The sequence below is a fragment of the Pantoea sp. EKM101V genome (assembly GCF_011800325.1).
Taxonomy (GTDB): domain Bacteria; phylum Pseudomonadota; class Gammaproteobacteria; order Enterobacterales; family Enterobacteriaceae; genus Pantoea; species Pantoea anthophila.
Window position 1 is genome coordinate 622,116 of record NZ_JAALFP010000001.1, and the last position, 25,255, is coordinate 647,370.

Genomic DNA, 25,255 nt, shown 5'->3' on the forward strand with positions numbered 1-25,255 from the left:
TCCGTTAAAACTGTTCAGCCGCCCAGCAGACGATGAATGCGCGTCAGACCCGCAGCCAGACGATCCACCTCTTCTTCACTGTTATAGAAGGTGAAGGAGGCGCGGCACATCGCAGGCACGTTGTAGTGCTGCATCAGCGGCATGGCGCAGTGATGGCCGGTGCGGATGGCAATACCATACTGATCGAGGAAGCTGCCGACATCGTAAGCGTGGTGCTTACCGAGATTGAAGGCGATAACACCGGCGCGCGACTGCGGGCCATAGATGCGGATGTCCGGGACGGTGCCAAGTTTGTCGAGGGCATAGTTCATGAGCGCCGTTTCACGCTCATGAATGGTATCAAGTCCCAGCGCCTGCACGTAGGCCAGTGCCGCACCAAAGCCGATAATGCCGCCGGTATTGGGGGTGCCGGCTTCAAAACGCCACGGCGCGCTGTTCCAGGTGGTGCCCGTCGGCAGCATGACGCGGTCAATCATCGACCCGCCGCCCTCCCAGGGTGGCATCTGGTCCAGCAACGCTTTGCGTCCATAAAGGATACCCACGCCGTTCGGGCCGTAGAGTTTATGGCTGGAGAAAACATAGAAATCACAGCCGATATCCTGCACGTCAACTTTGTCATGCATTACCGCCTGCGCACCATCCACCAGAGTAACAACACCCGCGGCTTTGGCCTGCGCCACGATCGCTTTGACCGGGTTAACCGTGCCGAGCACGTTTGAAACATGCGTCACGGCCAGCAGGCGCGTGCGGCTGTCAATCAGCCCCGCCAGCTGCTCAAGCGCCAGCTCACCGTTGTCATTCAACGGCAGCACACGCACTTCGGCTCCGGTGCGCTCAGCCAGCATCTGCCATGGAACGATATTGGCGTGATGCTCCATCTCAGTAATGATCAGGTTATCGCCAGACCGGAGCTGACTGCTGCCCCAGCTGTTGGCCACCAGATTGATGCCTTCGGTGGTTCCTTTGACGAAAACAATCTCTTCCTGCGACGAAGCGTTCAGGAAACGGGCGGCCTGATCGCGCACGTTCTCCATATCACTGGTTGCCTGCTGGCTCAGCGTATGGATGCCGCGATGCACGGCCGCATAGCCGTGCTGGTAAAAATGACTCTCAGCATTGATCACCGAGAGGGGACGTTGTGCGCTGGCGGCGCTGTCAAGGTAGGCCAGCGGATGACCGTTGACCTCTCGCTTCAGGATAGGAAAATCAGCCCTGATGCGGTCGAGATCGAAGTTCATCATACGTCGCCTCCGGGAAAACGTTGCGCGATACGCTGCAGTACGGCCTGACGCATCACCGGATTTTCCAGTGTTTCGGTCAGTTCTGCCGCAAAGGCGTGGATAATCATGGTCTGCGCAGCATCCTGCTCAATACCGCGCGAACGCAGATAGAACATCTGCTCGTCATCGATACGGCCGATGGTGGCGCCGTGGCTGCACTTAACGTCATCCGCATAGATTTCCAGCTGCGGCTTGGTATCGACCTCCGCCAGCTTGCCCAGCAACAGGTTGTTGTTGGTCATCTGCCCGTCTGTCTTCAGTGCATGCTGTGCCACTTTGATGTGACCGTTAAACACCGCACGGCCTTTGTCGCGCACGATGGTTTTATGCATCTGACGGCTGACGCAGTGGCCTTTACTGTGCTCCAGGTAAGTACGGGTATCCGCGACTTCCTGTTTCACCGGCAACACCAGGCTGTTAATCGCCAGCGTACTGTTCTCGCCGTTCAGCTGCGTGCTGGTATTGTGGCGCGACAGACCGGCACCCAGCAGGAAGCTGGAACTGCTGACCTGCGCATCGTTACCCACCACCAGATCGTTGTGCGCAAAGTGATAGCTGTTGCTGCTTTCAAACGCCAGTTTGGTGTGGGTCAGCTTTGCATTATCTCCAATCGCGCAGGTAAAGCGCGAACCGGTGAAATGGGCCTGATCGTTGAGTGAAACGTAGTGCTCAATCACTTCCGCTTCGGCGCTCTCTTCCAGCTGCAGGTGATGACGATAATGAACAGTGTTCATGCCCGTCTGCTGACCGCTGGTGATATGCAGCAGGTAGACCGGGCGCGCTGCAGATTTACCGCGTGCCAGACGCAGGGTGGTCACCTCTTCTGCCAGGCTTTCGGTCAGATGCAGAAACACTTCCGGCTGAACGGCAGCGGGCAGCGGACGACGCTCGGCGGCCACGCTGTGCTGAATCTCAAACAGCTCGGTGTCGCGGCTGCTCAGCGCCGCCTGGAACTGACCGTCAACGAAGACCAGGCGGATGGCATCCAGCGGCAGCGCCAGTGCATCAACCTGTTCAGCGCTCAGGGTCTGAGGCGCGTCAGGCAACACAAACTGCTGTGACAGCAGCGTGTCCAGCGGGGTGTATTTCCAGTTTTCATGCTTGCGGGTTGGCAGGCCAACGCGCATCAGTTGCTGCCAGTGCTGCTGAGCCTGCAGAGAACGCACGTCGCCGCGCGACTCAAACAGGTGATGCCACTGTTGCAGCGCAGAATCACTCTTCGTCGGTAAGCCAGCCATAACCTTGCTCCTCCAGCTGTTTCACCAGCGAGAAGTCGCCAGATTTCACGATTTTGCCCTGATACAGAACATGAACGAAGTCTGGCTTGATGTAGTCCAGAATACGCTGGTAGTGGGTCACGATGATAAAGGCACGCTTTTCGTCACGCAGGCTGTTCACACCATTGGCAACGATTTTCAGCGCATCAATGTCCAGACCGGAGTCGGTTTCATCCAGAATGCAGAGCTCAGGCTCCAGCGCCGCCATCTGCAGGATGTCGTTACGCTTCTTCTCACCGCCGGAGAAGCCGACGTTAACGGAACGGGTCAGCAGATCTTCCGGCATCTTCAGCAGCTGAATTTTCTCTTCGATGAAGTCCTGGAAATCAAAGCGATCCAGCTCTTCCTGCTGACGGTATTTGCGCACCGCGTTTACCGAAGTCTGCAGGAAAAACTGATTGCTGACGCCGGGGATCTCGACCGGATACTGGAACGCCATAAAGATACCTTCACCTGCGCGCTCTTCCGGTGCCAGCTCCAGCAGATCTTTACCGTTGAAGCTCACCGAACCGCCGGTCACTTCATAATCTTCGCGGCCTGCCAGCGTGGCTGACAGCGTACTTTTACCTGAGCCGTTCGGGCCCATGATGGCATGCACTTCGCCTGGTTTAATTTCGAGATTCAGGCCACGCAGAATGGCTTTATCTTCAACACTGACCTGCAAATCTTTAATGCTTAACATACTTATTCCTTCACGTTGCTTCCGGCAAGGCGTGTGACGGCATCAGCCCACACTGTGCTCAAGGCTGATGGCTAACAATTTCTGGGCTTCCACGGCAAATTCCAGTGGCAGCTCGGAGAATACGTCTTTACAGAAGCCGTTCACGATCATCGAGATGGCGTCTTCTTCACTGATACCGCGTTGCAGACAGTAGAACATCTGATCTTCGCCGATGCGTGATGTCGTGGCTTCGTGCTCCAGCTGAGCGGTGTTATTGCGGGTCTCCACATACGGGAAGGTATGGGCGCCGCAATCCGGGCCGATCAGCATCGAGTCACACTGCGTAAAGTTACGCGCGTTGGTGGCGGTTGGCATGATTTTCACCAGACCGCGATAGGTGTTCTGACTTTTACCGGCCGAGATCCCTTTAGAGATGATGGTCGATTTGGTGTTTTTACCAATGTGGATCATCTTGGTGCCGGTATCGGCCTGCTGACGACCGCTGGTCAGCGCCACGGAGTAGAACTCACCCACCGAGTAGTCCCCGCGCAGAATGCAGCTCGGGTATTTCCAGGTGATTGCAGAGCCGGTTTCCGACTGTGTCCAGGACATTTTGCTGTGGTCACCTTCACACAGCGCACGCTTGGTCACGAAGTTGAGGATACCGCCCTCGCCTTCACCGCCAGGGAACCAGTTCTGAACCGTGGAGTATTTCACTTCGGCGTTTTTGTGGATGATCACTTCCACCACGGCCGCATGCAGCTGATAGCTGTCACGCACCGGGGCTGAGCAGCCTTCGATGTAGCTGACATAGCTGTCTTCGTCGGCAATCAGGATGGTGCGCTCGAACTGACCGGTTTTCGCAGCGTTGATGCGGAAATAGGTCGACAGCTCCATCGGGCAGCGCACCCCTTTCGGGATATAGACAAAGGTGCCGTCTGAGGCGACCGCGGAGTTCAGCGCGGCAAAGAAGTTGTCATTCGCCGGCACGACGGTGCCCAGATACTGCTTCACCAGCTCAGGGTGTTCCTGAATCGCTTCGCCAAAAGAGCAGAAGATGATGCCCTGCTCCGCCAGCTTGCCGCGATAGGTGGTGGCGACTGAAACGGAGTCGAAAATCGCGTCAACCGCCACTTCGCGGCCTTCGCGGACCGGCACACCCAGCTGATTAAAGGCGTTTTCCACTTCCTGCGTCAGATACTCACTGGCGGGCGCGCTGCCTGAGGCCTGAGTGGCACCCGGCTCCGACGCGCAGCTATCGTCACAGCTGCCGCATGAGGGCGCGGAGTAGTAGCTGTAATCCTGATAGTCGAGCTTCTCGTAGTGCGCTTTCAGCCAGTGAGGCTCTTCCATTTCAAGCCAGGCATGAAACGCTTTAAGACGAAACTCCAGCATCCACTCTGGCTCGTTACGCTTGGCCGAAATCGCGCGCACGACATCTTCGTTGATGCCGTTGGCAAATTCTTCGGTTTGCAGTTGGGTAAAGAAGCCCTCTTTGTAGTTGAGCTTGCCTTCCCAGATTTGTACATCGTCAGATGTTTCGCTGTGTCGTGACATATTTCACTTACTCGACGCCAAAGCTCTCACCGCACCCGCAGGCGTGCTGAGCTTTAGGGTTATTGAATTTAAAAATCTGATTCAGGCCTTCGCGAACATAGTCCAGCTCGGTGCCATCAACGAATGGCATCGCCTGAAGCGGCACAAACAGCGTTGCGCCGTAGAATGAAAACTGCAGATCGTCTTCGACAGGCTCTTTCACCAAATCCATAACGTAGCCGAACCCGGCGCAGCCGGATTGTTTCACGCTGAGTCGCAGCCCCTTGACATCAGGGTCCTGAGCCGCCAGATTGAGAATTTGTTGCGCTGCGGTTTCAGTCAGCGTCAGCCCTTTCCAGACGAAATCGTCAGGTGAGAAAGAGTCTGTATTAACGGATGCCATATTGATACCTCCTGAGTCCGGACCTTTTCAGGCTATCCCCCTATGGTAGTGATCTCACCGATCACTTCAACCTCTTGTTTTGCAGGGATAATCATCTTGTGCTGTTTTATTTGCTTAATAATTAAGCATAGCCTCTTCAGCTCACTGTGTGGTGAGAACGTCAGCCTTAATAAGCCAGTGATAACCTATTAATAAATCACTCATTTTAAAATAACCCTTTTTGATAAAAAGGCTTATTGATAGGTTACGCCTTTCTGCGATGTAAACAGATTGTTATTTCCGATTATACCGACAGGCAGGATAAATCGTTAAATTTTTCTGCCCGCGCATTGCAATCCCTGAACAGTTGAATATGATAATTATTATCATTCACATTCAGGATGGTTTCATGACGCTCTCTGTCTCAGCCTGGCTCCAGCACAAAATCGATGAATACCAGTTCAGCATCCGCGATATCACCGTCGACTTTTACATGGCGCAGGCAAAGCTTGATCGGGCCGACTGCACGATACATCAGCTGCGTCAGTTCAACGATGCCTGTCAGGATATGGCAGAGATCTGCCAGTTGAATGGTGACGACCAGAGTTACCTGCATGCGATGGGAAAACTGCATCATCGCCTGGTTCAGGAGATGGGAAACAGCGAACGCGACCGCCTGTTCCGTATTCAGGCTTACCAGCTGGCGCGCCTCTCCCTGACCCGCCTCTGCCATCAACTGGCTCTCGTCGGCGAGTGGAACAAAGCCTCCGCGCTGCAAAGCGACTTCGTACGTCACGCAGGCTGGATATTCTAATCCAGCCATGCCGTGACGTCGCGCACAATTTTTTTACATTAATGCTAACAAAGCCTGAAGCGGATGACGCATGCCGTTACCTTCCACCCGTTTGACCTGACTGCGGCAGGAGTAGCCGGTCGCCAGACAGCGCTGACGCGGCAGCCGCTGAAGCTGCGGATGCCATGAGAGCGCATAGATCCCCAGCGAGTTCTCCAGGTTTTTACTCTCATGGCCATAAGTTCCGGCCATGCCGCAGCAGCCGACGTTGATATTCTCCAGTTTCGCACCAAACCGGGCAAAGATATCCTGCCACTGACCGGGGGCTGAGGGCAGCGCAGTCACCTCGGTACAGTGCGCAAACAGATACCATGACTCACCGCCCGTGGCCTGTATGTCACGCTCTGCCAGCGCCCGCTGCAGCCATTCATGCACCAGTAAAACACTAAAGTCGCCGCGCGCGTCGCCCAGCGTCTGACGATACTCATCGCGATAGCAGAGCACGGTGGCCGGGTCGACCCCGACCATCGGCAGACCCAGTTTTGCCACCCGGTTGAGGAAGTCGGCCGTCCGGGCTGCGGTTCGGGCAAAGCGCTGCAGGAAGCCTTTAACGTGCTGTGCTTTACCATTGGGTGAGAATGGCAGCAGAACCGGACGATAGCCCAGCTTCTCAATCAGCCGGATGAAGTCACTGACCAGCTGCGCCTCATAGAAGCTGGTAAAGGGGTCCTGAACCACCAGCACACAACGCTCACGCTCCGCGGCGGTCAGCGCTTCCAGCTGCTCCAGCGTCATGTTCATCGCCGGATGTCCGCTGAGCTGCTGCTTCAGATTGGGCGCAGAGAGCAGAGGCAGGTCGACCATGCCGATATGCGTTTTGCTCAGCTCTTTCAGCCACGGCTGGCGCAGGAAGAAGTTGAACACTTTGGGTGCCTTCGCCATCAGCGGCGCATAGCTCTCAACCGCTGCCACCAGATGATCGCTCGCCGGGCGCAGATAGCGGGTGTGGTAGAGCTGCAGGAAGCGTGAGCGGAACGCAGGCACGTCGATTTTGATCGGACACTGGGTCGAGCAGGCTTTGCAGGCCAGACAGCCTGACATCGCCTCTTTGACCTCATGCGAGAAGTCATACTCCCCTTTGCTGGCGTGCCAGCTGTTGCGGGTACGGGCGATCAGGGCGCGCAGCGACAGACGGTTTTCCGGCAGCTGCTTCTCCAGCATCAGCGGATCGACGCCCTGCCCGGCCAGCAGTCGCAGCCACTCCCGCGTCAGGCTCGCCCGTCCTTTGGGCGAGTGAATACGGTTGCGGGTGATCTTCATGGACGGACACATCGGGCTGCGGGCATCGAAGTTAAAACATAACCCGTTGCCATTACACTCCATCGCGCCACGCCACTCATCCCGCACCGTTAACGGAATCTGCCGATCCCAGGTGCCACGCTTGACCGCATCAACCTGCATCATCTCGTCATGGCGGTTGAAGGGGGTACAGATCTTGCCCGGATTAAGACGGTTAAGCGGATCGAATGCCGCTTTGATGCGGCGCAGTTCGTTAAACAGCGTTTCGCCGAAGAAGGCCGGACTGTACTGGGCGCGGAACCCTTTGCCATGCTCTCCCCACAGCAGGCCACCGTAGCGCGCGGTCAGCGCCACCACCTCGTCGGAGATCTGTTTCATCATCATCTCCTGCTGCGGGTCACACATATCCAGCGCCGGACGGACGTGCAGCACGCCCGCGTCAACGTGTCCGAACATGCCGTAACTCAGACCGTGGCTGTCGAGCAGCGCGCGAAACTCGACAATGTAATCCGCCAGCTTCTCGGGCGGCACGGCCGTGTCTTCCACAAAGGGGATCGGTTTTGCCCGCCCTTTGGCGTTGCCCAGCAGTCCGACTGCCTTTTTACGCATGTTATAGATGCGTTCGATGCCCGCCAGGTCGTTACAGAACTGATAGCCAATCACACCGCCCTGCTGCTGCGCCATCAGCGCATCGAGGCGGGCACTGAGCCGTTCAATCTGCTGGTCGATCAGTGCGGCGTTGTCGCCGGCAAACTCAACGATATTCAGCCCCTGCATCTCTTTATCGGGCACATCGGCGATCAGTTCACGCACCGAGTGCCAGACGATATCTTCACGGGCCAGATTGAGCACCTTGGAGTCCACGGTTTCAACCGACAGCGCCTGGGCTTCTACCATAAAGGGTGCATTGCGCAGCGCAGAGTCAAAGGAGTCATATTTGATGTTTACCAGCCGCCGCACTTTTGGCAGCGGTGTGATATCAAGCCGGGCTTCGGTGACAAACGCCAGCGTCCCTTCCGCGCCACAGAGCAGCCGCGTCATGTCAAAGGTCTGCATGTCATCGCTGAAGACATGGCGCAGGTCATAACCGGTCAGGAACCGATTCAGCTTTGGAAACTTTTCCAGAATCAGCGCCCGGTGTTCACGGCAGCGGGTCAGTACCTGCTGATAGAGCCGCCCTTCGGGGGTCGCCGTCTGCGCCAGCGTTTCCGCCAACGCGGTGGCCATCGGCCGCGTATCCAGGATATCGCCGCCCAGCAGCACGGCGCGCAGGCCCAGCACATGATCCGAGGTCTTGCCATACACCAGCGATCCCTGACCCGAGGCATCGGTGTTGATCATACCGCCCAGCGTCGCCCGGTTACTGGTGGACAACTCCGGGGAGAAGAAAAAGCCGAAAGGCTTCAGCCAGGCGTTGAGCTGATCTTTGATCACGCCCGCTTCCACCCGCACCCACCGCTCTTCCGTATTGATCTCCAGAATGCGGTTCATATAGCGCGACATGTCGACCACAATCCCCTGATTCAGCGACTGCCCGTTTGTACCGGTGCCGCCGCCGCGCGGTGTAAACACCAGGCTGGCGAAGCGGGCCTCTCCCGCCACGCGGGCGAGCAGCGCCACATCCGCGGTGGAGCGCGGAAACAGCGCCGCGTCAGGCAGCAACTGATAGATGCTGTTATCGGTGGAGAGTGAGAGACGATCGGCATAGCTGGTGGCCATGTCGCCGGTAAAACCCTGCTCTTTCAGCGACTCAAGGAACGTCAGCACCAGTTGAACGAGGCCCGGTGCCTGCGAAATCTGTGGGATCATGATTGTCTGACCGAAGGTGTTGTAAACGTTTGCGTTTATGCGTTAGCGATTTCCCGTTTTAACATATTTTTTCTGCGTCTGCCGTTTTTTCAGAAAAGCCAAAACCTTTCTCTGTAACGCTGTTTAATCCTCAGTAAATAGATCATGATGAAAACCGGCATCGCTATGCCGGAAAATGAAGGATTAAGACGAGGTTATGAGTCAATGATGAAAAGCCAGTACCGGGATATGGATTTACCGCAGATTCTCTTTACCCTGATGTTCATTCTGCTGCTGATTGTCGCCTGCCTGTGGGTGGTGCAGCCGTTTATTCTGGGCTTCGCCTGGGCCAGCATGGTGGTCATTGCTACATGGCCGCTGATGCTGAAATTTCAGCGACTGCTCTGGGGACGCCGTTCGCTGGCTGTGATCGTGATGACCCTGCTGCTTTTGTTGCTGTTTATCATCCCTATCGCCCTGCTGGTCAGCAGCCTGATTGATAACAGCGCACCGGTCATTGCGTGGGTCACGCAGGGGCACACGATGCCGAAGCTGGTGTGGCTCAAAGAGATCCCGATGGTCGGCAAAAAGCTTTATGTCAGTTATGACACCCTGGTGGCGAGCGGCGGGGCCGGGATCATGGCCAAGATACAGCCCTATATCGGGCGCACCACCGGCTTTTTTGTTGCTCAGGCCGGTCATTTCGGACGCTTTATGATCCATCTGGGCGTGATGTTACTTTTCAGCGTGCTGCTTTACTGGCGCGGTGAGCAGGCCGCTCAGGGCATTCGCCACTTTGCCTTTCGTATGGCCGGACGCCGTGGGGATGCCGCCGTGCTTCTGGCGGCGCAGTCCATTCGTGCCGTGGCGCTGGGCGTGGTAGTCACGGCGCTGGTACAGGGCGTACTCGGCGGTATCGGTCTGGCTATCTCCGGTATTCCCTACGCCACGCTCTTAACAGTGCTGATGATCCTCTGCTGTCTGGTCCAGCTCGGCCCGCTGCTGGTGCTGGTTCCGGCCATCATCTATCTCTACTGGAGCGGCGACACCACCTGGGGAACCGTGCTGCTGGTCTGGAGCTGTGTGGTGGGCACGATGGACAACGTCCTGCGTCCGATGTTAATTCGTATGGGTGCCGATCTGCCGATGATCCTGATCCTCTCTGGTGTTATTGGTGGTCTGTTTGCGTTTGGCATGATTGGTCTTTTTATCGGACCATTGGTGCTGGCGGTCTCTTATCGTCTCGTTTCCGTCTGGGTGCATGAAGCGCCGGCCCCGGATAACGATCCGCAGGCGGTGGCGGAAGCCCTTGCCGATCACGATGGCACCCCGCCCGCTGTGTGATACGGAACGGTAACAGGTTCTCCCGACAGCCTGTTTAAGGATTGATTAGTGCGGTTAATGATGATTAACCGCACACCCCCCTGCGGATCGGATAAATTTCCCTTTCCATTAGCGATTTTTAAGAAAAAAGCCATTTCCGGCCCAAAACAGACCTTTTTCGGCTAAAAAAGATTATTTTCTGCACTGTTTCTTAAGCCAAATGGGGGAGTTTAGGGGGCAAAAGATTATCGGCTTTAAACTAATAAGAGGATTCTTAAAGACGCCAGCCAGCCATATGAATAACATGTTTCCTATGTTCGAAATCAACTTACTGATTTCTAAACAACCTTATTCCCCTGAGTAGAGTAAAGAATTGCTGTGTGTAGTCTTTGCCCATCCCCTGTGATGGGCTTTTTTTTTGCCTGAATCTGACCAGCAATAAAAAGAAAAAGGCCCGCAATGCGGGCCTCAGGATTTGACAACAGCAGGGGTGAGGCCGTCAGGCCGTTTTCTTTAACTGCGCCAGACTCACCCAGGTTTCCACGACGGTGTCCGGGTTGAGCGACAGACTGTCAATGCCCTCTTCCATCAGCCAGGCGGCGAAATCCTGGTGATCGGACGGTCCCTGACCGCAGATGCCCACATATTTCCCCTGCTTTTTCGCGGCCCTGATCGCCATCGACAGCAGTGCCTTCACCGCCTCGTTTCGCTCATCAAACAGCGCAGAAACCACGCCTGAGTCGCGATCCAGTCCCAGCGTCAGCTGCGTCATGTCGTTAGAGCCGATAGAGAAGCCATCAAAGTGCGCCAGGAACTGCTCCGCCAGCAGGGCATTCGATGGGATCTCGCACATCATGATAATCTTCAGCCCGTTCTCACCGCGCTTCAGCCCCTGACGCGCCAGCTCCTCCACCACCGCCTGCGCCTGGTCCACCGTGCGCACGAACGGAACCATGATTTCGACGTTGGTCAGGCCCATCTCATTGCGGACACGTTTTACCGCTTCACACTCCAGCGCAAAGCAGTCCCGGAAGCTATCGGCCACATAGCGACCTGCGCCCCGGAAACCGAGCATCGGGTTTTCCTCTTCCGGCTCATAGCGTTCGCCGCCCACAAGGTTGGCATATTCGTTAGTTTTAAAGTCGGAAAGTCGGACAATTACGCGTTTCGGTGCGAATGCCGCGCCAAGGGTAGCAATTCCCTCGGTCAGGCGGGCGACGTAAAACTCCACCGGATTATCAAATCCTTTGGTCATTTTACGAATCTGCTGCTGCAGTTCCGGGGTCTGCTGGTCGAACTCCAGCAGCGCTTTCGGATGCACGCCAATCATGCGGTTGATGATGAACTCCAGCCGCGCCAGGCCGACGCCTTCATTCGGCAGACAGGCAAAATCGAAGGCACGGTCGGGATTGCCCACGTTCATCATGATTTTCAGCGGCAGTTCAGGCAGTGAGTCAACCTGAGAGCTGGTGATATCGAAGTCCAGCAGGTCATCATAGACATAGCCGGTATCGCCTTCGGCGCAGGAGACGGTAACGTTGTGCCCCTCTTTCAGCCGATCGGTGGCGTCACCACAGCCCACCACGGCCGGAATGCCCAGCTCACGCGCGATGATCGCCGCATGGCAGGTTCGTCCGCCCCGGTTAGTGACGATAGCGGATGCCTTCTTCATGATCGGTTCCCAGTCCGGGTCGGTCATGTCCGTCACCAGCACATCCCCTTTCTCAATCCGGTTCATTTCGCTGATATCGTGGATGACCTTCACCGTACCGGCGCCGATACGATGACCGATAGCACGGCCTTCCACTACCACGCTGCCCTGCGCCTGCAGGGTGTAGCGCTCCATCACCTGACCGTTTGAACGCACGGTTTCAGGACGAGCCTGAACGATGAACAGTTTGCCGGTGTGACCATCTTTGGCCCACTCAATATCCATCGGGCGCTGATAGTGCTGTTCGATCAGCACGGCCTGCTTCGCCAGCGCCTGCACCTCTTCATCGTTCAGGCAGAAACGATCGCGTTCGGCTTCGGGCACATCTTCAATCCGCACCTGCTCACCGTGGGCCTGAGAGTCGGCGTAGACCATGCGAACCTTTTTCGACCCCATGTTGCGGCGCACGATAGCGGGACGATCGGCTGCCAGAGTCGGTTTGTGGACATAGAACTCATCCGGGTTAACCGCACCCTGCACCACCATTTCACCCAGCCCCAGTGCAGCCGTGATAAACACCACCTGATCAAAGCCGGATTCGGTATCAATGGTAAACATCACGCCAGACGCGGCCAGATCCGAGCGTACCATGCGCTGAATGCCGGCAGAGAGCGCCACACCGCGATGATCGTAGCCCTGGTGGACGCGGTAGGAGATAGCACGGTCGTTAAACAGCGAGGCGAAGACGTGCTTCACCGCCACCATGACGGCGTCAATACCTTGCACATTCAGAAAGGTCTCCTGCTGACCGGCAAAAGAGGCATCGGGCATATCCTCTGCGGTTGCTGAGGAGCGGACGGCAAACGAGGCGTCATGATCATCGGCAGAAAGCTGCTCGTAGGCGTCCAGAATGGCGGACTCCAGTTCCGGCAGGAAGGGGGTCTCAACCACCCACTGACGAATCTGTTTACCCGCTTTGGCCAGCGCTTCGACATCATCAATGTCGGTTTCATCCAGCAGCGCATAGATACGCTGGTTCAGCCCGCTTTGATCCAGGAAGAGGTTAAAGGCGTATGAGGTCGTCGCAAATCCGTTGGGCACGGAGACACCCAGCGACGAGAGATTCGTGATCATTTCACCCAGAGAGGCATTTTTGCCGCCCACCCGATCAACATCATGCATGCCAAGCTGGTTATACCAGAGCACAAGTGGCTGTGCGTCATTACTGGCCATTAAGCGTATCCTTTTCAATGAATGGGGACAGGGAGTCATCTGTCCTCAGCCTGGCATATCACTTAAGCAATCACGATCTGTTGAATCGTTAAAGCAGAATTTCAGAAGCAGTTTCGGAATTGTGAGCGTTTCATTTTGCCGTTGCGCAAAATCGCCATTTTAATATAAATAACTGATATTTCATCATAAATTAAATTTTCACCTCTGAGGGCACTGTTTTTTGTTGCGCAACAAATCCGCGCAGACGCTGCCAGAAAACCGCCCCTCAGACGGTTAAAACAGCAAAATCACCGCGTTCGCTTTGTAGCCAGTGCCTTGAATCTCCGGATAAATAACCCGGATAGCGATTCCAGAAATGAACATCCGGCATGATTTTTTTCGCCGCATGACGCATGCTGATAACTCACTCTTGTTCAGGACAGAAGCGGTTATGACAACTGACAGAAGCGTTTTCTATATTTCCGATGGTACCGCCATCACGGCTGAAGTGCTGGGCCATGCGGTGTTGTCGCAGTTCCCGGTCAATATCACCAGCCTGACGCTGCCATTTGTTGAAAACGTCCAGCGGGCGCTGGCGGTTAAAGCTCAGATCAACGCGCTGTATCAGCAGAGCGGCGTCCGGCCGCTGGTCTTTTTCTCGATAGTCACACCGGAAGTGCGCGACATCATCGTGCAGAGCGAGGGCTTCTGTCAGGACATCGTACAGGCGCTGGTCGCCCCGCTGCAGCAGGAGCTGGGTTTAGCGCCTGCGCCAGTGGCTCACCGCACCCACGGTCTGGATGCCAGTAATCTGGGGAAATATGATGCCCGCATCGCGGCGATCGATTACGCCCTGGCCCATGATGACGGCATCTCGCTGCGCGGGCTGGAGGATGCGCAGGTGATCCTCGTCGGCGTCTCACGCTGCGGCAAGACGCCCACCAGCCTCTATCTGGCAATGCAGTTTGGTATCCGTGCTGCCAACTATCCGTTCATTGCTGACGACATGGACAACCTTAAGCTGCCGCCCGCCCTGCGCGCGCATCAGAACAAGCTGTTCGGGCTGACCATCGATCCGGAACGGCTGGCGGCCATCCGCCAGGAGCGGGCGGAAAATACCCGTTACGCCTCAATGCGCCAGTGCCGGCTGGAAGTGGGCGAAGTGGAGGCCCTGTTCCGCACCCACCAGATCCGTTATCTGAACAGCACCAACTACTCGGTGGAGGAGATAGCCACAAAAATTCTCGACATCATGGGTCTGACACGCCGCATGTACTAGGAAGCGGGAGCGGGCCGACGATGTAAAGCGTTGCTGCCGTCGGTTCTGATTTCATTATCAAATTCCGGGTTGAATTCGCACCCTGATGGTTTATTGTGACCACCATCACTTCCCGGTATTTCACCGCTGCGAAGAACCGTTTTCGAGAAACTCATGAATAAAACTGACGAACTGCGTACCGCGCGCATTGGTAATCTGATTACGCCTGCCAGCCTGGCGGCTGAGCACCCTGTCTCTGCGGCGATTGCCGATAATGTCACCGCAGCCCGCAAACGTATTGCCCGTATTCTGACCGGTGAAGATCCCCGCCTGCTGGTGGTGATCGGCCCCTGCTCGCTGCACGATCCCCGAGCGGCGCTGGAGTATGCTGAGCGCCTGAATGCGCTTCGCAGTCGCTATGCCGACCGACTGGAGATTGTTATGCGCGCTTACTTTGAAAAGCCGCGCACCGTGGTGGGCTGGAAAGGATTAATTTCCGATCCGGATCTGGATGGTCGTTATGACGTGAACCGTGGCATCTCTATTGCCCGCAAGCTGCTGATCGACATCAACGCCCTGGGCCTGCCTACCGCCACCGAATTTCTGGATATGGTGATCGGCCAGTTTATTGCCGACCTGATCAGCTGGGGCGCGATTGGCGCTCGCACCACCGAAAGCCAGATTCACCGCGAAATGGCCTCCGCCCTCTCCTGCCCGGTCGGCTTTAAAAACGGCACCGATGGCAACGTCCAGATTGCCGTGGATGCGATTCGTGCCGCGCGCGCCAGCCATATGTTCCTCTCGCCGGATAAGCTGGGCCAGATGACCATTTATCAGACCAGCGGCAATCCGCATGGTCATGTAATTCTGCGTGGCGGTAAACAGCCCAACTATCATGCCAGTGACGTCGCGGCGGCGGCTGAGAGTCTGTCAGCCTTTAATCTGCCAGAGCAGCTGGTCATCGATTTCAGTCACGGCAACTGCCTGAAGCAGCACCGTCGCCAGAAGGATGTGGCCGCAGATGTCGCGGAGCAGATCAAAGCAGGCTCTCGTGCCGTGGCGGGCGTCATGATTGAAAGTTTCCTGCAGGAGGGCAATCAGAAGGTGGTGAGTGGTGAGCCCCTGGTTTACGGCCAGTCGATTACCGATCCCTGCCTCGGCTGGGAGGATAGCGAAGCTGTTCTCGCCCTGCTGGCCGAGGCGGTTTCTCACCGCCTCTGAGTCTCTGTCAGCTGGAGCAGCTCACCTCAAGCGTTTTACCCCAGTCTGGTGGCCGCTGACGATAGTCGGCGGCGGTTTCATCACTGAAGGGTTGCTGCAGCGCCTGGTGCAGACGCGCCAGCGCCCCCTGCTCTCCCTGCTCAGCCTCTTCAATCGCCTGCTGTGCCAGATAATTTCTGAGGATCACCGCCGGGTTTGCCGCCTTCATCACCGCCTGACGCTCCGCATCGCTGACCTGTTCATCCATCAGGCGGCTGCGGTAGTGCTGATACCAGCGGTCAAAGGCCTCACGATCTATGAACTCATCCCGCAGCGGTGAGCGGCTTTCCGCCTGTTGCGTCTCACTCAGTTGCCGGAACGTCAGGGTGTAATCGCTGTGCTCCTGCGTCATCAGCGCCAGCAGGTCGGTCAGGATCTGATTGTCGCTGCTCTGCTGAGTCAGTAAACCGAGTTTAGCCCGCATCCGCTCTCCCCACACCCGCATCAGTTCAGGTTCATAGGCGCTGAGTGCCGTGCGCAGTTGTTCAGTCGTCAGCAGCCCTGACAGCGCATGGGCCAGGCGGTTAAGGTTCCACATGCCTATCATTGGCTGATTTTCAAAACTGTAGCGCCCCTGATAGTCGCTGTGGTTGCAGATGAAGTCAGGCTGATAATCATCCAGAAAACCATAGGGGCCGTAGTCGATGGTCAGGCCCAGAATCGACATGTTGTCCGTGTTCATCACGCCATGCGCGAAGCCCACGCTCTGCCACAGCGCAATCAGCCGGGCAGTGCGCACCACAACGTCGGTAAACCAGCGCTGATAGCGATCCGCCTCCTCCACCAGATGCGGCCAGTGATGGCGGATGGCGTAGTCGGCCAGCTGCTGCACTTTCTCCTGCTGCTGGCTGTAAAAGAAATGCTCGAAATGACCAAAGCGCAGATGGCTGGGTGAAATGCGCATCAGCATTGCACCGCGCTCCGCCGTTTCACGGTAAACCGGCTCATCGCCAATCGACAGGGTCAGGGCGCGCGTGGTGGGGATCCCCAGATGGTGCAATGCTTCAGAGGCCAGGAACTCGCGAACGCTGGAACGGATCACCGCCCGCCCATCCCCCATGCGGGAATAGGGGGTCAGGCCCGCGCCCTTAAGGTGCCAGTCAAGTTTCTGGCCATCCTCTGTGCGCTGTTCTCCCAGCAGGATGCCGCGCCCGTCGCCCAGCTGACCGGCCCAGACGCCAAACTGATGGCCACTGTACACCTGGGCCAGTGGCTGCATGCCGGGCAGCAGTGCCGCGCCGTGCCAGACGTCATGCCCGTTACCGGCGAAGAGTGCGCTATCCAGCCCCATTGAGGCGGCCAGCGGGGCGTTATGATAGAGCAGGCGTCCGCCTGCCAGCGGCGTTGGGTTAAGCGCGGTATAGCATCCGGTAAGCTCCCGGAACCAGGTATTGTCAAAAGATAGCTTGCCTGAGGACATTGTTTCTCCCATGCGATGCTCAGCGAGACGTCGGTTTGCCAAAACCTTCAGTGTAACGCTGATACCGGGGATTAAACAGGTTCCATCAGCCAGGATGCTGAGAAGAGGGTCGGCGACTGTCGGCGCGGATCAGGGAACGCAACGCGTCAGATTTAACCACCGGGAACAGTGCGCCCTGAAAATCGACCCCACTGAGCTGGCTCACTTTATCCAGTAGCCGATCATCGTCGATGCCGCAAATAATCAGCCGGTCACAATGGGTGCGGAAATTATCGATAATGCTCTGCATGAACGGCACAAACGACGCGCGCTTTGCCAGTGAGTGAATAAACTCTTTATCCAGACAGATCCAGCTGAATAAATTATCGTAGACCGCATTCGAGGGTGTTTTGCCAGCCCCAAAATGGGAAAGCGCTAAATTAAACTCATCATGCAGGCTCGCCAGCAGCGGATTATTTTTTCCAAGCTTCAGCTGCGGAAACGTTTCAGTGATATTCAGCAGAATGAAGGGCAGCTGCTTTATTTTGCGCATCACTAATTCGCTGGCCAGCAGCGTCCGGGCCATCCCTTCATCAATACGGATAAATGCGGAGACGTCATGCGACTCGAATAACGCACGGTTCTGCTCCAGCAGGCTAATCTGACTTTGCAGCAGGCGTAACTGCTGCGACTCATCGAGCTGCGGCAGCAGCAGATCCTGAGGCAGTGTGATCGGCGCACTTTCATGCACAAACTGCGTAACCAGCTCAACAGCAGCCAGCCGTCCGTCAGCATCACAGACAGGATAAAACCAGATTTCCGACTGATAGTCGGCCGAAAGATGAATTTTCATTTTAATGCCAGAATATGCGGCGATGTTGATATCGTATAGTAATGGTCAGGCTCAGGCAATAGCGCCAAATCATTGAAGAGACGACCTTCTTTGCCCTTCCACCACCGTTTGCCAGCCTGCGATGACGCTTAAGCCAAATAGTGACGACAAAACTGCGCTTATTAGCGGAATTAAACCAGCATTTATTATGCCTAATAAAATCCCCGCTCAAAAACTGTCATTTAAAATAAAACTTTTAACGGCTGTTTTTTCTCTATTCTAAATTGGACTTAAGTCTTATTTCAGACTCTCCGGTTAAATACGGCGAGCCTGCCAGAAGACTTTGCGCCAGTAGACGTTGTCCAGCGAGGAGCGGATCACCCCCTGGCTGGTGGAAGCATGAATAAAGGCATTATCACTGTCGTAGATGCCGACATGCAGGCCATTCTCCCCGCGACCGGTTTTAAAGAAGACCAGGTCGCCGGGCAGCAGTTCATCTTTACTGATACGGGTGCCGATATCACTCTGTGCTGAGGTGGTGCGCGGCAGTTGCAGCGCAAAGCGGTCGCGGAAGGTCAGATAGACAAAGCCAGAGCAGTCGACACCGTTGCGGCTCATGCCGCCATAGCGATAGGGCGTGCCGTGCCAGTGACCGAGCTGGTCGTTCAGCTCTGCAATCACGGTAATTGAGTCGGAGAGACGACCATTAATCGGCGGGGCGTGATGACTGCATCCCGTCAGCAGCAGAACCAAAATCAGCAAACCCAGGCGCATCGCCAAATGTCCTTATCAGAAGTTGCAACCGGTTTAATGTAGCGGTAAAGCCCGCCGGGTAGCAAGTGTCAGGGCAGGACGGTCAGCAGCCTGCGTCCTTCAAGCTCAATCTGCCGGAAGGCGATGCCATAAAGCGGTGTCAGCCGCTGCGGCGTCAGAACCGCGGCCGGTTCACCCTGCGCAATGACCTGTCCCCTCTCCATCAGCCAGACCTGATTCGCCTGATGCAGCGTGTGGTTGAGATCGTGACTGCTGGCGATCACGCTGATGCCCGCCGCACAGAGTCCGGCGATCAGATCGTCCACCGCTTTCTGCTGAGCGATATCCAGCGCGGTCATGGGCTCATCCAGAATCAGCAGCCGTCCGTCTGGATTGATGCGCGGATCAATTTGCAGGCAGACCGCCGCCAGGCGGACACGCTGCCACTCCCCGCCGGAGAGCCGGGTCAGTGAGTGGGCGAGTTTATCCTGCAGCTGAAGCTGCAGCAGCAGCGTGCTGAGCCGATCTTCATCCTGCGTCCCCCTCTGTTTCAGATGCAGCCGTAAATAGTGCCAGACCGGCATCTGACTCAGGGGGGCCTGCTGCTGGGGAAGCCAGCCGCGAGCCCGGGCCAGCGCCGGGCCGCTCCACCCGGACAGCGGACGGTTATCCAGCACGATCCTGCCGGACGCGGCCTCCAGTCCGGCAACAACGCTGAGCAACGTGCTTTTTCCCGCGCCGTTCGGACCGGCGACATGCAGCAACTGACCGGCGGCAAGCTCACCGTTGAGTGAGCACAGCCGCCCGGCGAGCGCCATCTGTTGCAGGCGCAGCAGCATCTATTTCGCCAGGGCCTGCTTAATGGTTTCCAGAATAATGGGATCTTCCGGCGTCATATCAGGCGCGAACCGCTGGACAACGCGACCGTCCCGGCCAATCACGAATTTTTCAAAGTTCCACAGGATGTCGCCCGGCGCTTTCGGTCCGCGCCCTTTGCTCACCTGACGCTCATAAAAACCGCTGCCTTCGGGACGAACGGCGTCAGGACAGGCTGCGATCATCTGAGCATAGAGCGGGTGACGCCCTTCCCCATTAACGTCGGTTTTGGCAAACATCGGGAATGTCACGCCATAGGTGGTGCTGCAGAAGGTTTTGATCTCTTCGCTGCTGCCAGGCTCCTGCTCCAGAAACTGATTGCAGGGAAAACCCAGTACGCTGAAGCCGTGATCCTGCCAGGCCTTCTGCAGATTCTCCAGCTCCTCATACTGCGGGGTGAGGCCACATTTCGAGGCGACGTTTACCACCAGCAGTACCTTGCCCTGCCACGCAGAGAGCGTGGTTTTTTCACCATCAAGCGTAACCAGTTCAGTGTCATAAATGTTCATGCTGAATTCCTGTTGTGGATGCAGAGTAGCCAGCCGAAAGCTAGCGCGAAGATTTTACCAGTAAAAGAATAAACAGCGGCGCGCCGAGTGTCGCCGTGACCACGCCTATCGGTAATTCGGCCGATGTCAGCGCCAGACGCGCGACAATATCGGCCGCTAACAGCACGCCTGCGCCAGCCAGCGCAGAGGCGGGCAGCAGATAACGGTGATCGCTGATGCCGCTCAGCCGCAGCAGGTGCGGGATCACCAGCCCGACAAAACCAATGGCACCGGCCATGGCAACGCTGATACCGACCAGCCAGCCCATCGCCAGCACCAGCAGATTGCGCCAGTAGAAAAGAGAGAGACCGAGCTGACGAGCGGAGATTTCCCCCAGCGCCAGCAGATTCAGTATGGGTCCCGTCGCATTCAGGGCCAGCATCACCGGCAGCAGCGCCAGCATCATTCCGCCATAGCGCCAGTCAATGCCGCTGAAGCCGCCCATCATCCAGTACATCAGCTGACGCAGGTCGAGGCTGGTGCTGAAGTAAACAGCCCAGGTCATGATGGCACTGCAGATAATCCCCAGCGCCACGCCCGTGAGTAACAGCCGGGTCACCGAGAGCTGACGGTGCGCGAAACAGAGCAGGATCAGCGTAATCATGAGTGCCCCGGCCATCGCGGCCAGGCCGAGGCTCCACAGCGAGCCGCTGCCCAGCAGCACGCCCAGCACCAGACCGATGCCCGCTCCGTTTGAGACGCCCAGCAGGCCAGGCTCGGCCAGCGGATTGGTAAACAGCGCCTGCATCACGACGCCGCACACCGCCAGGGATGCACCGACCAGCATCACCGCCAGACTGCGCGGCAGCCGCAGCTGCCAGACAAAGAGCTGGCCGCTCTCCGTAAACCAGTCTGAGGGCGCGATCCAGCTGTCACCGGCACACAGGCTGCCACAGAGCAGCGCAAGCAGCATAAGAGCTAAAGTAATAAGCCATTTCTGGCCGCGCTGGTCGGCCTGAAGCGCGAGCGGGTCAAGCAGAGACATAGGCTGGATTTGCTGAGAAAACAGAGATTTGATTGTAGTGGGATTGCAGAAAAAAGAAAGGTGGTTGAGGCGGTGTGCGCCCTGCTGGCAGACGGGCGCGCCAGCGCAGTTACCGGCGGGTGAGACCATGAAAAAAGGCCGCTTGCGCGGCCTTTTTGAAACGCTGAAATTCAGTCAGTCTCTTTGGGTGTAGCGTTCTCTACGCGGCTTTTCAGCTTCTGTCCCGGGCGGAATGTCACTACGCGACGCGCGGTGATCGGAATATCTTCCCCCGTTTTCGGGTTTCTGCCAGGACGCTGGTTTTTGTCACGCAGGTCAAAATTGCCAAACCCAGACAGTTTTACCTGTTCTCCATTTTCCAAAGCGCGACGTACCTCTTCGAAAAACAGCTCTACTAACTCTTTGGCATCGCGTTTGCTCAGCCCGAGTTTCTCAAACAGGTACTCTGACATCTCAGCTTTTGTAAGCGCCATAGGTTCAATCCCTCAAGGTTGCCTGGAATCGCTCTTTTAATGCCGCAACACATTTGCCAACGGTCGCGGCAATCTCCTCTTCTTCGAGTGTCCGGCTGGTATCCTGCAAAATCAGGCTGATTGCGAGGCTCTTGAAGCCCTCAGAAACGCCCTTACCGCGGTACACGTCAAACAAGTTTACGCCAACTACCTGATTTACGCCAACTTTCTTACACTCCGCGATGATATCTGCTGCAGGGACGTTTTCAGCCACCACAACAGCAATATCACGACGGTTAGCCGGGAAGCGAGAAATCTCGCGCGCGTCAGGCAGGACGCGGTCTGCGACCTTATTCCAAAGCAGTTCAAAGACTAAGGTGCGGCCGTTGAGATCCAGCTTACGTTCCAGCTCAGGATGAACGACTCCGATAAATCCGATTCGTTCATCGTGCAAATAAATCGCCGCGCTCTGTCCCGGATGCAACGCCGGATTGGCTTCAGCCCGGAAGCTGATCGCATCCAGTTTGCCGGTTAAATCGAGCAGCGACTCTAAATCGCCTTTTAAATCATAGAAGTCAACTGCCTGGCGCGCCAGATCCCAGTGCTCTTCAACACGGTTTCCGCTGATAACACCGGCCAGCATAAGATCCTGACGGATGCCTAAATCTGCCTGCGTGTCGGGCACAAAGCGTAAGCCGCTCTCAAACAGACGTACGCGACTCTGCTGACGGTTCTGGTTGTAGACGACTGCGCTGAGCAGGCCGGTCCACAGTGAGAGACGCATGGTCGACATCTCGCTGGAGATCGGGCTTGGCAGCAGCAGCGCCTCTTCACCCGGATGCAGCAGCTGCTGAACCTTCGGATCAACGAAGCTGTAGGTAATCGCTTCCTGATACCCCTTATCCACCAGCAGGTTTTTCACGCGTTTCAGCGACAGGTTCGCTTCGCGATGCTGAGTCATGACCAGCCCCGCCTGCACCGGCACGTTCGGGATGTTGTTGTAGCCGTAAACGCGGGCCACTTCTTCAACCAGATCTTCCTCAATCGCCATGTCGAAGCGCCAGCTCGGGGCGATCGCCTGCCACTCACCTTCGCCTGTCGTGACGTCGCAGCCGAGACGGGTCAGAATATCGGTAACCTGCTCATCGGCGATGACATGACCAATCAGGCGATCCAGTTTTTCCCGGCGCAGGGTGATCGTCGCCGGAACCGGCAAGGCGGCCTGATGCGTCTGATCGATGATCGGGCCGGCTTCACCCCCGCAGATGGAGAGCAGCAGCGCGGTTGCACGCTCCAGCGCGATATGTTGCAGCGCCGGATCAACGCCTCGTTCATAGCGGTGTGACGCGTCGGTGTGCAGACCGTGACGACGGGCGCGGCCGGTGATCGCCAGCGGGTCAAACCAGGCGCACTCAAACAGAATGTTCTGCGTTTCGCTGTTCACGCCCGAATGTTCGCCACCAAAGATACCCGCCATCGCCAGCGCCTGCTGGTGATCGGCGATGACCAGCGTGTCTGCCTGCAGGCTGGCTTCAGTGCCATCCAGCAGCGTCAGCTTTTCGCCCTCTTTCGCCATGCGCACCACGATGCCGCCGTTAAGGCGATCGAGGTCGAAGGCGTGCATCGGCTGACCCAGTTCCAGCAGCACATAGTTGGTGATATCCACCACCGGATCGATTGAGCGGATACCACAGCGACGCAGCTTCTCTTTCATCCACAATGGCGTGGCCGCACCAACGTTAACGCCTTTTACCACGCGACCCAGGTAGCGCGGACAGGCCTCCACCGCATCAACCTGAATCGGGAAGGTGTCACTCAGCGTGGCAGCGACCGGCTGAATCTCTGGCTTGTTCAGCGGCAGACCATTCAGCACCGCCACATCACGCGCGATACCGATCAGGCCCAGACAGTCCGCGCGGTTAGGCGTGACGCTGATTTCAATGGTGTTGTCATCCAGCTGAAGCCAGGCGCGGATGTCGGTGCCCACGGGCGCATCGGCAGGCAGTTCGATAATGCCGTTGTGGTCGTCACTGATTCCCAGCTCGGAGAAAGAGCAGAGCATCCCTTCTGACGGCTCACCGCGCAGCTTGGCCGCTTTGATTTTAAAATCACCCGGCAGCACGGCACCTACAGTGGCGACGGCGACTTTCAGCCCCTGACGGCAGTTCGGCGCGCCACAGACGATATCCAGCAGACGGTCGCCGCCCACATTAATTTTGGTCACCCGCAGTTTGTCAGCATTCGGGTGCTGACCGCACTCCACCACTTCGCCAACCACGACACCGTTGAACGCACCGGCGACGGCCTCAACGCCATCCACTTCCAGACCGGCCATGGTGATTTGTTCAGACAGCGCGGCGCTGTCCAGGGCTGGATTTACCCATTCGCGTAACCAGAGTTCACTGAATTTCATTGGTTAACCTGCCCTTACTTAAATTGTTTGAGGAAACGTAAATCGTTTTCGAAGAATGCGCGCAGATCGGTCACGCCGTAGCGCAACATGGTCAGACGCTCCATGCCCATACCAAAGGCGAAACCGGAGTAAACTTCCGGGTCAATGCCAACATTGCGCAGCACATTAGGGTGCACCATGCCGCAGCCCAGCACTTCCAGCCACTTGCCGTTTTTACCCATGACGTCCACTTCTGCTGAAGGCTCAGTAAACGGGAAGTAGGACGGACGGAAACGAATCTGCAAATCTTCTTCGAAGAAGTTGTTCAGGAAATCGTGCAGCGTGCCTTTGAGATTGGTAAAGCTGATGTTTTTATCCACGATCAGCCCTTCCATCTGATGGAACATCGGCGTGTGGGTCTGATCGTAATCGTTACGGTAGACGCGGCCTGGCGCGATGATACGAATCGGCGGCTGCTGAGCCTGCATGGTACGGATCTGCACGCCGGAAGTCTGGGTACGCAGCAGACGGGTGGCGTCAAACCAGAAGGTATCGTGATCGGCACGCGCCGGGTGGTGAGCAGGAATATTGAGTGCATCAAAGTTATGATAATCATCTTCAATTTCCGGCCCGGTGACGACAGCAAAGCCTAACTCACCGAAGAAGGTCTCGATGCGATCCATCGTGCGGGTGACCGGATGCAGGCCGCCATTTTCAATGCGGCGACCCGGCAGTGACACATCGATGGTCTCTTCCGCCAGACGCGCATTCAGCGCCGCCGATTCCAGCGCCTCTTTACGCGCGTTCAGGCGGTCGGTGACCTGCTGTTTCGCTTCGTTGATTACCGCACCGGCTGCAGGGCGCTCTTCAGCAGGCAACTCGCGTAAGGTGGTCATCTGTAATGTCAGATGCCCTTTCTTACCGAGATATTCGACGCGCACCGCGTCAAGGGCGGCGATATCTGTCGCCCCGTCGATAGCCGCCGTGGCGCTGGCCACCAGTTCTGCGAGTTGGGACATAATTTCCTCTTTTTCCAGTCAGGCTGGTCAGTTCTTGTTGGGACCTGCCGGTCCAGTATGCTAACGCCAGAAACAAAAAAGCCTCCACGAGGGAGGCTTTTAGCGCGATTTTTCGTTTCTTTTCTTATGCGCAAAAGCCCCCGGATGTCAGGCGCTAAAGTAAAAAAAGAAACGGAAAATAGCAGCATTCATGCTTGCAGTTACCTTGTCATGCTTTACGAGGGCACTATTGAAATGCGCGGAGACGAAAATGTCAATCTTTTGCGCAGCTTACAGGCA

At 56.7% G+C, this 25,255-nt stretch carries 21 protein-coding genes, 1 other RNA gene and 1 other annotated feature; of the genes, 5 read left to right on the forward strand and 17 right to left on the reverse strand.

The genetic code is table 11. The features are described from left to right. Window positions 1-14 precede the first annotated feature (14 nt). Genes sufS through sufA form a run of 5 tightly spaced genes read right to left on the reverse strand, consistent with a single transcriptional unit; the run spans window position 15 to window position 5,157 of the window. Window positions 15-1,238, reverse strand: coding sequence for a cysteine desulfurase SufS (sufS, locus tag HFD92_RS03055; RefSeq protein ID WP_058956645.1), 1,224 nt, complete (start codon window positions 1,236-1,238; stop codon window positions 15-17). Continuing rightward, the gene (gene sufD / locus HFD92_RS03060) at window positions 1,238-2,518 is read right to left on the reverse strand and encodes a Fe-S cluster assembly protein SufD (protein ID WP_167428263.1); all 1,281 of its coding nucleotides are present in this window, start codon (window positions 2,516-2,518) and stop codon (window positions 1,238-1,240) included. The genes sufS and sufD overlap by 1 nt, the downstream gene beginning before the upstream one ends. Continuing rightward, window positions 2,493-3,239, reverse strand: coding sequence for a Fe-S cluster assembly ATPase SufC (sufC, locus tag HFD92_RS03065; RefSeq protein WP_009090499.1), 747 nt, complete (start codon window positions 3,237-3,239; stop codon window positions 2,493-2,495). Before sufC ends, sufD begins: the two co-directional genes overlap by 26 nt. A gap of 42 nt (window positions 3,240-3,281) precedes the next feature. After that, a complete protein-coding gene (gene sufB, locus HFD92_RS03070) occupies window positions 3,282-4,775 on the reverse strand; it encodes a Fe-S cluster assembly protein SufB (protein ID WP_046101730.1) in 1,494 nt (497 codons plus the stop codon). 7 nt (window positions 4,776-4,782) lie between these two features. After that, entirely contained in the window at window positions 4,783-5,157 is a 375-nt protein-coding gene (sufA, locus tag HFD92_RS03075) for a Fe-S cluster assembly scaffold SufA (RefSeq protein WP_009090504.1), read from the reverse strand. A 388-nt stretch (window positions 5,158-5,545) separates the two neighbouring features. Here sufA and HFD92_RS03080 point away from each other — a divergent pair, with 388 nt between their 5' ends. Continuing rightward, entirely contained in the window at window positions 5,546-5,950 is a 405-nt protein-coding gene (locus HFD92_RS03080; RefSeq protein ID WP_009090506.1) for a hypothetical protein, read from the forward strand. A gap of 33 nt (window positions 5,951-5,983) precedes the next feature. Here HFD92_RS03080 and HFD92_RS03085 read toward each other — a convergent pair whose 3' ends face one another. Then, on the reverse strand, window positions 5,984-9,037 hold the full coding sequence (locus HFD92_RS03085; protein ID WP_167428264.1) for an FAD-binding and (Fe-S)-binding domain-containing protein: 3,054 nt from the start codon (window positions 9,035-9,037) through the stop codon (window positions 5,984-5,986). 204 nt (window positions 9,038-9,241) lie between these two features. On the opposite strand from HFD92_RS03085, the gene ydiK reads away from it, so the two are divergent. Together ydiK and rprA are read left to right on the forward strand one after the other, a co-directional pair. Beyond that, the gene (gene ydiK / locus HFD92_RS03090; RefSeq protein ID WP_370525216.1) at window positions 9,242-10,360 is read left to right on the forward strand and encodes an AI-2E family transporter YdiK; all 1,119 of its coding nucleotides are present in this window, start codon (window positions 9,242-9,244) and stop codon (window positions 10,358-10,360) included. Window positions 10,361-10,652: 292 nt separating this feature from the next. Next, an RNA gene (gene rprA / locus HFD92_RS03095) (antisense sRNA RprA) lies at window positions 10,653-10,760 on the forward strand. A 78-nt stretch (window positions 10,761-10,838) separates the two neighbouring features. Here rprA and ppsA read toward each other — a convergent pair. Beyond that, window positions 10,839-13,223 (reverse strand): phosphoenolpyruvate synthase, encoded by a 2,385-nt coding sequence (gene ppsA, locus HFD92_RS03100; RefSeq protein WP_167428265.1) that lies wholly within the window; start codon window positions 13,221-13,223, stop codon window positions 10,839-10,841. Between the two features lie 430 nt (window positions 13,224-13,653). On the opposite strand from ppsA, the gene HFD92_RS03105 reads away from it, so the two are divergent. Beyond that, window positions 13,654-14,481 (forward strand): pyruvate, water dikinase regulatory protein, encoded by an 828-nt coding sequence (locus tag HFD92_RS03105; RefSeq protein WP_009090518.1) that lies wholly within the window; start codon window positions 13,654-13,656, stop codon window positions 14,479-14,481. A gap of 153 nt (window positions 14,482-14,634) precedes the next feature. Continuing rightward, the gene (locus HFD92_RS03110) at window positions 14,635-15,681 is read left to right on the forward strand and encodes a 3-deoxy-7-phosphoheptulonate synthase (protein WP_046101726.1); all 1,047 of its coding nucleotides are present in this window, start codon (window positions 14,635-14,637) and stop codon (window positions 15,679-15,681) included. 7 nt (window positions 15,682-15,688) lie between these two features. On the opposite strand, the gene HFD92_RS03115 is transcribed toward HFD92_RS03110, so the two are convergent. From HFD92_RS03115 to pheM, 10 genes are all read right to left on the reverse strand, one after another. Further along, the gene (locus HFD92_RS03115; RefSeq protein ID WP_167428343.1) at window positions 15,689-17,140 is read right to left on the reverse strand and encodes a YdiU family protein; all 1,452 of its coding nucleotides are present in this window, start codon (window positions 17,138-17,140) and stop codon (window positions 15,689-15,691) included. 85 nt (window positions 17,141-17,225) lie between these two features. Further along, window positions 17,226-17,972, reverse strand: coding sequence for an EAL domain-containing protein (locus HFD92_RS03120; protein ID WP_058956570.1), 747 nt, complete (start codon window positions 17,970-17,972; stop codon window positions 17,226-17,228). Window positions 17,973-18,266: 294 nt separating this feature from the next. Further along, on the reverse strand, window positions 18,267-18,725 hold the full coding sequence (locus HFD92_RS03125; RefSeq protein ID WP_009090526.1) for a C40 family peptidase: 459 nt from the start codon (window positions 18,723-18,725) through the stop codon (window positions 18,267-18,269). Between the two features lie 68 nt (window positions 18,726-18,793). Further along, complete coding sequence (gene btuD, locus HFD92_RS03130) at window positions 18,794-19,543, reverse strand: vitamin B12 ABC transporter ATP-binding protein BtuD (protein WP_167428266.1); 750 nt, start codon at window positions 19,541-19,543, stop codon at window positions 18,794-18,796. Beyond that, a complete protein-coding gene (locus HFD92_RS03135; RefSeq protein ID WP_167428267.1) occupies window positions 19,544-20,089 on the reverse strand; it encodes a glutathione peroxidase in 546 nt (181 codons plus the stop codon). A gap of 40 nt (window positions 20,090-20,129) precedes the next feature. Next, window positions 20,130-21,113 carry a vitamin B12 ABC transporter permease BtuC gene (btuC, locus tag HFD92_RS03140; RefSeq protein WP_167428268.1) on the reverse strand — a complete coding sequence of 328 codons (984 nt, stop codon included), beginning with the start codon at window positions 21,111-21,113 and terminating at the stop codon, window positions 20,130-20,132. Between the two features lie 170 nt (window positions 21,114-21,283). Then, complete coding sequence (gene ihfA / locus HFD92_RS03145) at window positions 21,284-21,586, reverse strand: integration host factor subunit alpha (RefSeq protein ID WP_003853259.1); 303 nt, start codon at window positions 21,584-21,586, stop codon at window positions 21,284-21,286. 4 nt (window positions 21,587-21,590) lie between these two features. Beyond that, the gene (pheT, locus tag HFD92_RS03150) at window positions 21,591-23,978 is read right to left on the reverse strand and encodes a phenylalanine--tRNA ligase subunit beta (protein WP_167428269.1); all 2,388 of its coding nucleotides are present in this window, start codon (window positions 23,976-23,978) and stop codon (window positions 21,591-21,593) included. A 14-nt stretch (window positions 23,979-23,992) separates the two neighbouring features. Beyond that, window positions 23,993-24,976, reverse strand: coding sequence for a phenylalanine--tRNA ligase subunit alpha (gene pheS / locus HFD92_RS03155; RefSeq protein WP_009090534.1), 984 nt, complete (start codon window positions 24,974-24,976; stop codon window positions 23,993-23,995). Between the two features lie 71 nt (window positions 24,977-25,047). Then, window positions 25,048-25,173: a sequence feature (Phe leader region), on the reverse strand. Beyond that, window positions 25,124-25,168, reverse strand: a complete 45-nt coding sequence (gene pheM, locus HFD92_RS03160) for a pheST operon leader peptide PheM (RefSeq protein WP_106120997.1) — start codon at window positions 25,166-25,168, stop codon at window positions 25,124-25,126. It overlaps the preceding feature by 45 nt. Window positions 25,174-25,255: the final 82 nt, after the last annotated feature.

Coding starts and splice junctions, on each gene's coding strand:
- ihfA (WP_003853259.1), bottom strand. CDS start 21,586: ATGGCGCTTACAAAAGCTGAGATGTCAGAGTACCTGTTTGAGAAACTC.
- HFD92_RS03120 (WP_058956570.1), bottom strand. CDS start 17,972: ATGAAAATTCATCTTTCGGCCGACTATCAGTCGGAAATCTGGTTTTAT.
- sufS (WP_058956645.1), bottom strand. CDS start 1,238: ATGAACTTCGATCTCGACCGCATCAGGGCTGATTTTCCTATCCTGAAG.
- btuC (WP_167428268.1), bottom strand. CDS start 21,113: ATGTCTCTGCTTGACCCGCTCGCGCTTCAGGCCGACCAGCGCGGCCAG.
- sufA (WP_009090504.1), bottom strand. CDS start 5,157: ATGGCATCCGTTAATACAGACTCTTTCTCACCTGACGATTTCGTCTGG.
- HFD92_RS03110 (WP_046101726.1), top strand. CDS start 14,635: ATGAATAAAACTGACGAACTGCGTACCGCGCGCATTGGTAATCTGATT.
- btuD (WP_167428266.1), bottom strand. CDS start 19,543: ATGCTGCTGCGCCTGCAACAGATGGCGCTCGCCGGGCGGCTGTGCTCA.
- HFD92_RS03085 (WP_167428264.1), bottom strand. CDS start 9,037: ATGATCCCACAGATTTCGCAGGCACCGGGCCTCGTTCAACTGGTGCTG.
- pheT (WP_167428269.1), bottom strand. CDS start 23,978: ATGAAATTCAGTGAACTCTGGTTACGCGAATGGGTAAATCCAGCCCTG.
- sufD (WP_167428263.1), bottom strand. CDS start 2,518: ATGGCTGGCTTACCGACGAAGAGTGATTCTGCGCTGCAACAGTGGCAT.
- sufB (WP_046101730.1), bottom strand. CDS start 4,775: ATGTCACGACACAGCGAAACATCTGACGATGTACAAATCTGGGAAGGC.
- ydiK (WP_370525216.1), top strand. CDS start 9,242: ATGATGAAAAGCCAGTACCGGGATATGGATTTACCGCAGATTCTCTTT.
- HFD92_RS03135 (WP_167428267.1), bottom strand. CDS start 20,089: ATGAACATTTATGACACTGAACTGGTTACGCTTGATGGTGAAAAAACC.
- HFD92_RS03125 (WP_009090526.1), bottom strand. CDS start 18,725: ATGCGCCTGGGTTTGCTGATTTTGGTTCTGCTGCTGACGGGATGCAGT.
- HFD92_RS03105 (WP_009090518.1), top strand. CDS start 13,654: ATGACAACTGACAGAAGCGTTTTCTATATTTCCGATGGTACCGCCATC.
- HFD92_RS03115 (WP_167428343.1), bottom strand. CDS start 17,140: ATGTCCTCAGGCAAGCTATCTTTTGACAATACCTGGTTCCGGGAGCTT.
- HFD92_RS03080 (WP_009090506.1), top strand. CDS start 5,546: ATGACGCTCTCTGTCTCAGCCTGGCTCCAGCACAAAATCGATGAATAC.
- pheS (WP_009090534.1), bottom strand. CDS start 24,976: ATGTCCCAACTCGCAGAACTGGTGGCCAGCGCCACGGCGGCTATCGAC.
- ppsA (WP_167428265.1), bottom strand. CDS start 13,223: ATGGCCAGTAATGACGCACAGCCACTTGTGCTCTGGTATAACCAGCTT.
- sufC (WP_009090499.1), bottom strand. CDS start 3,239: ATGTTAAGCATTAAAGATTTGCAGGTCAGTGTTGAAGATAAAGCCATT.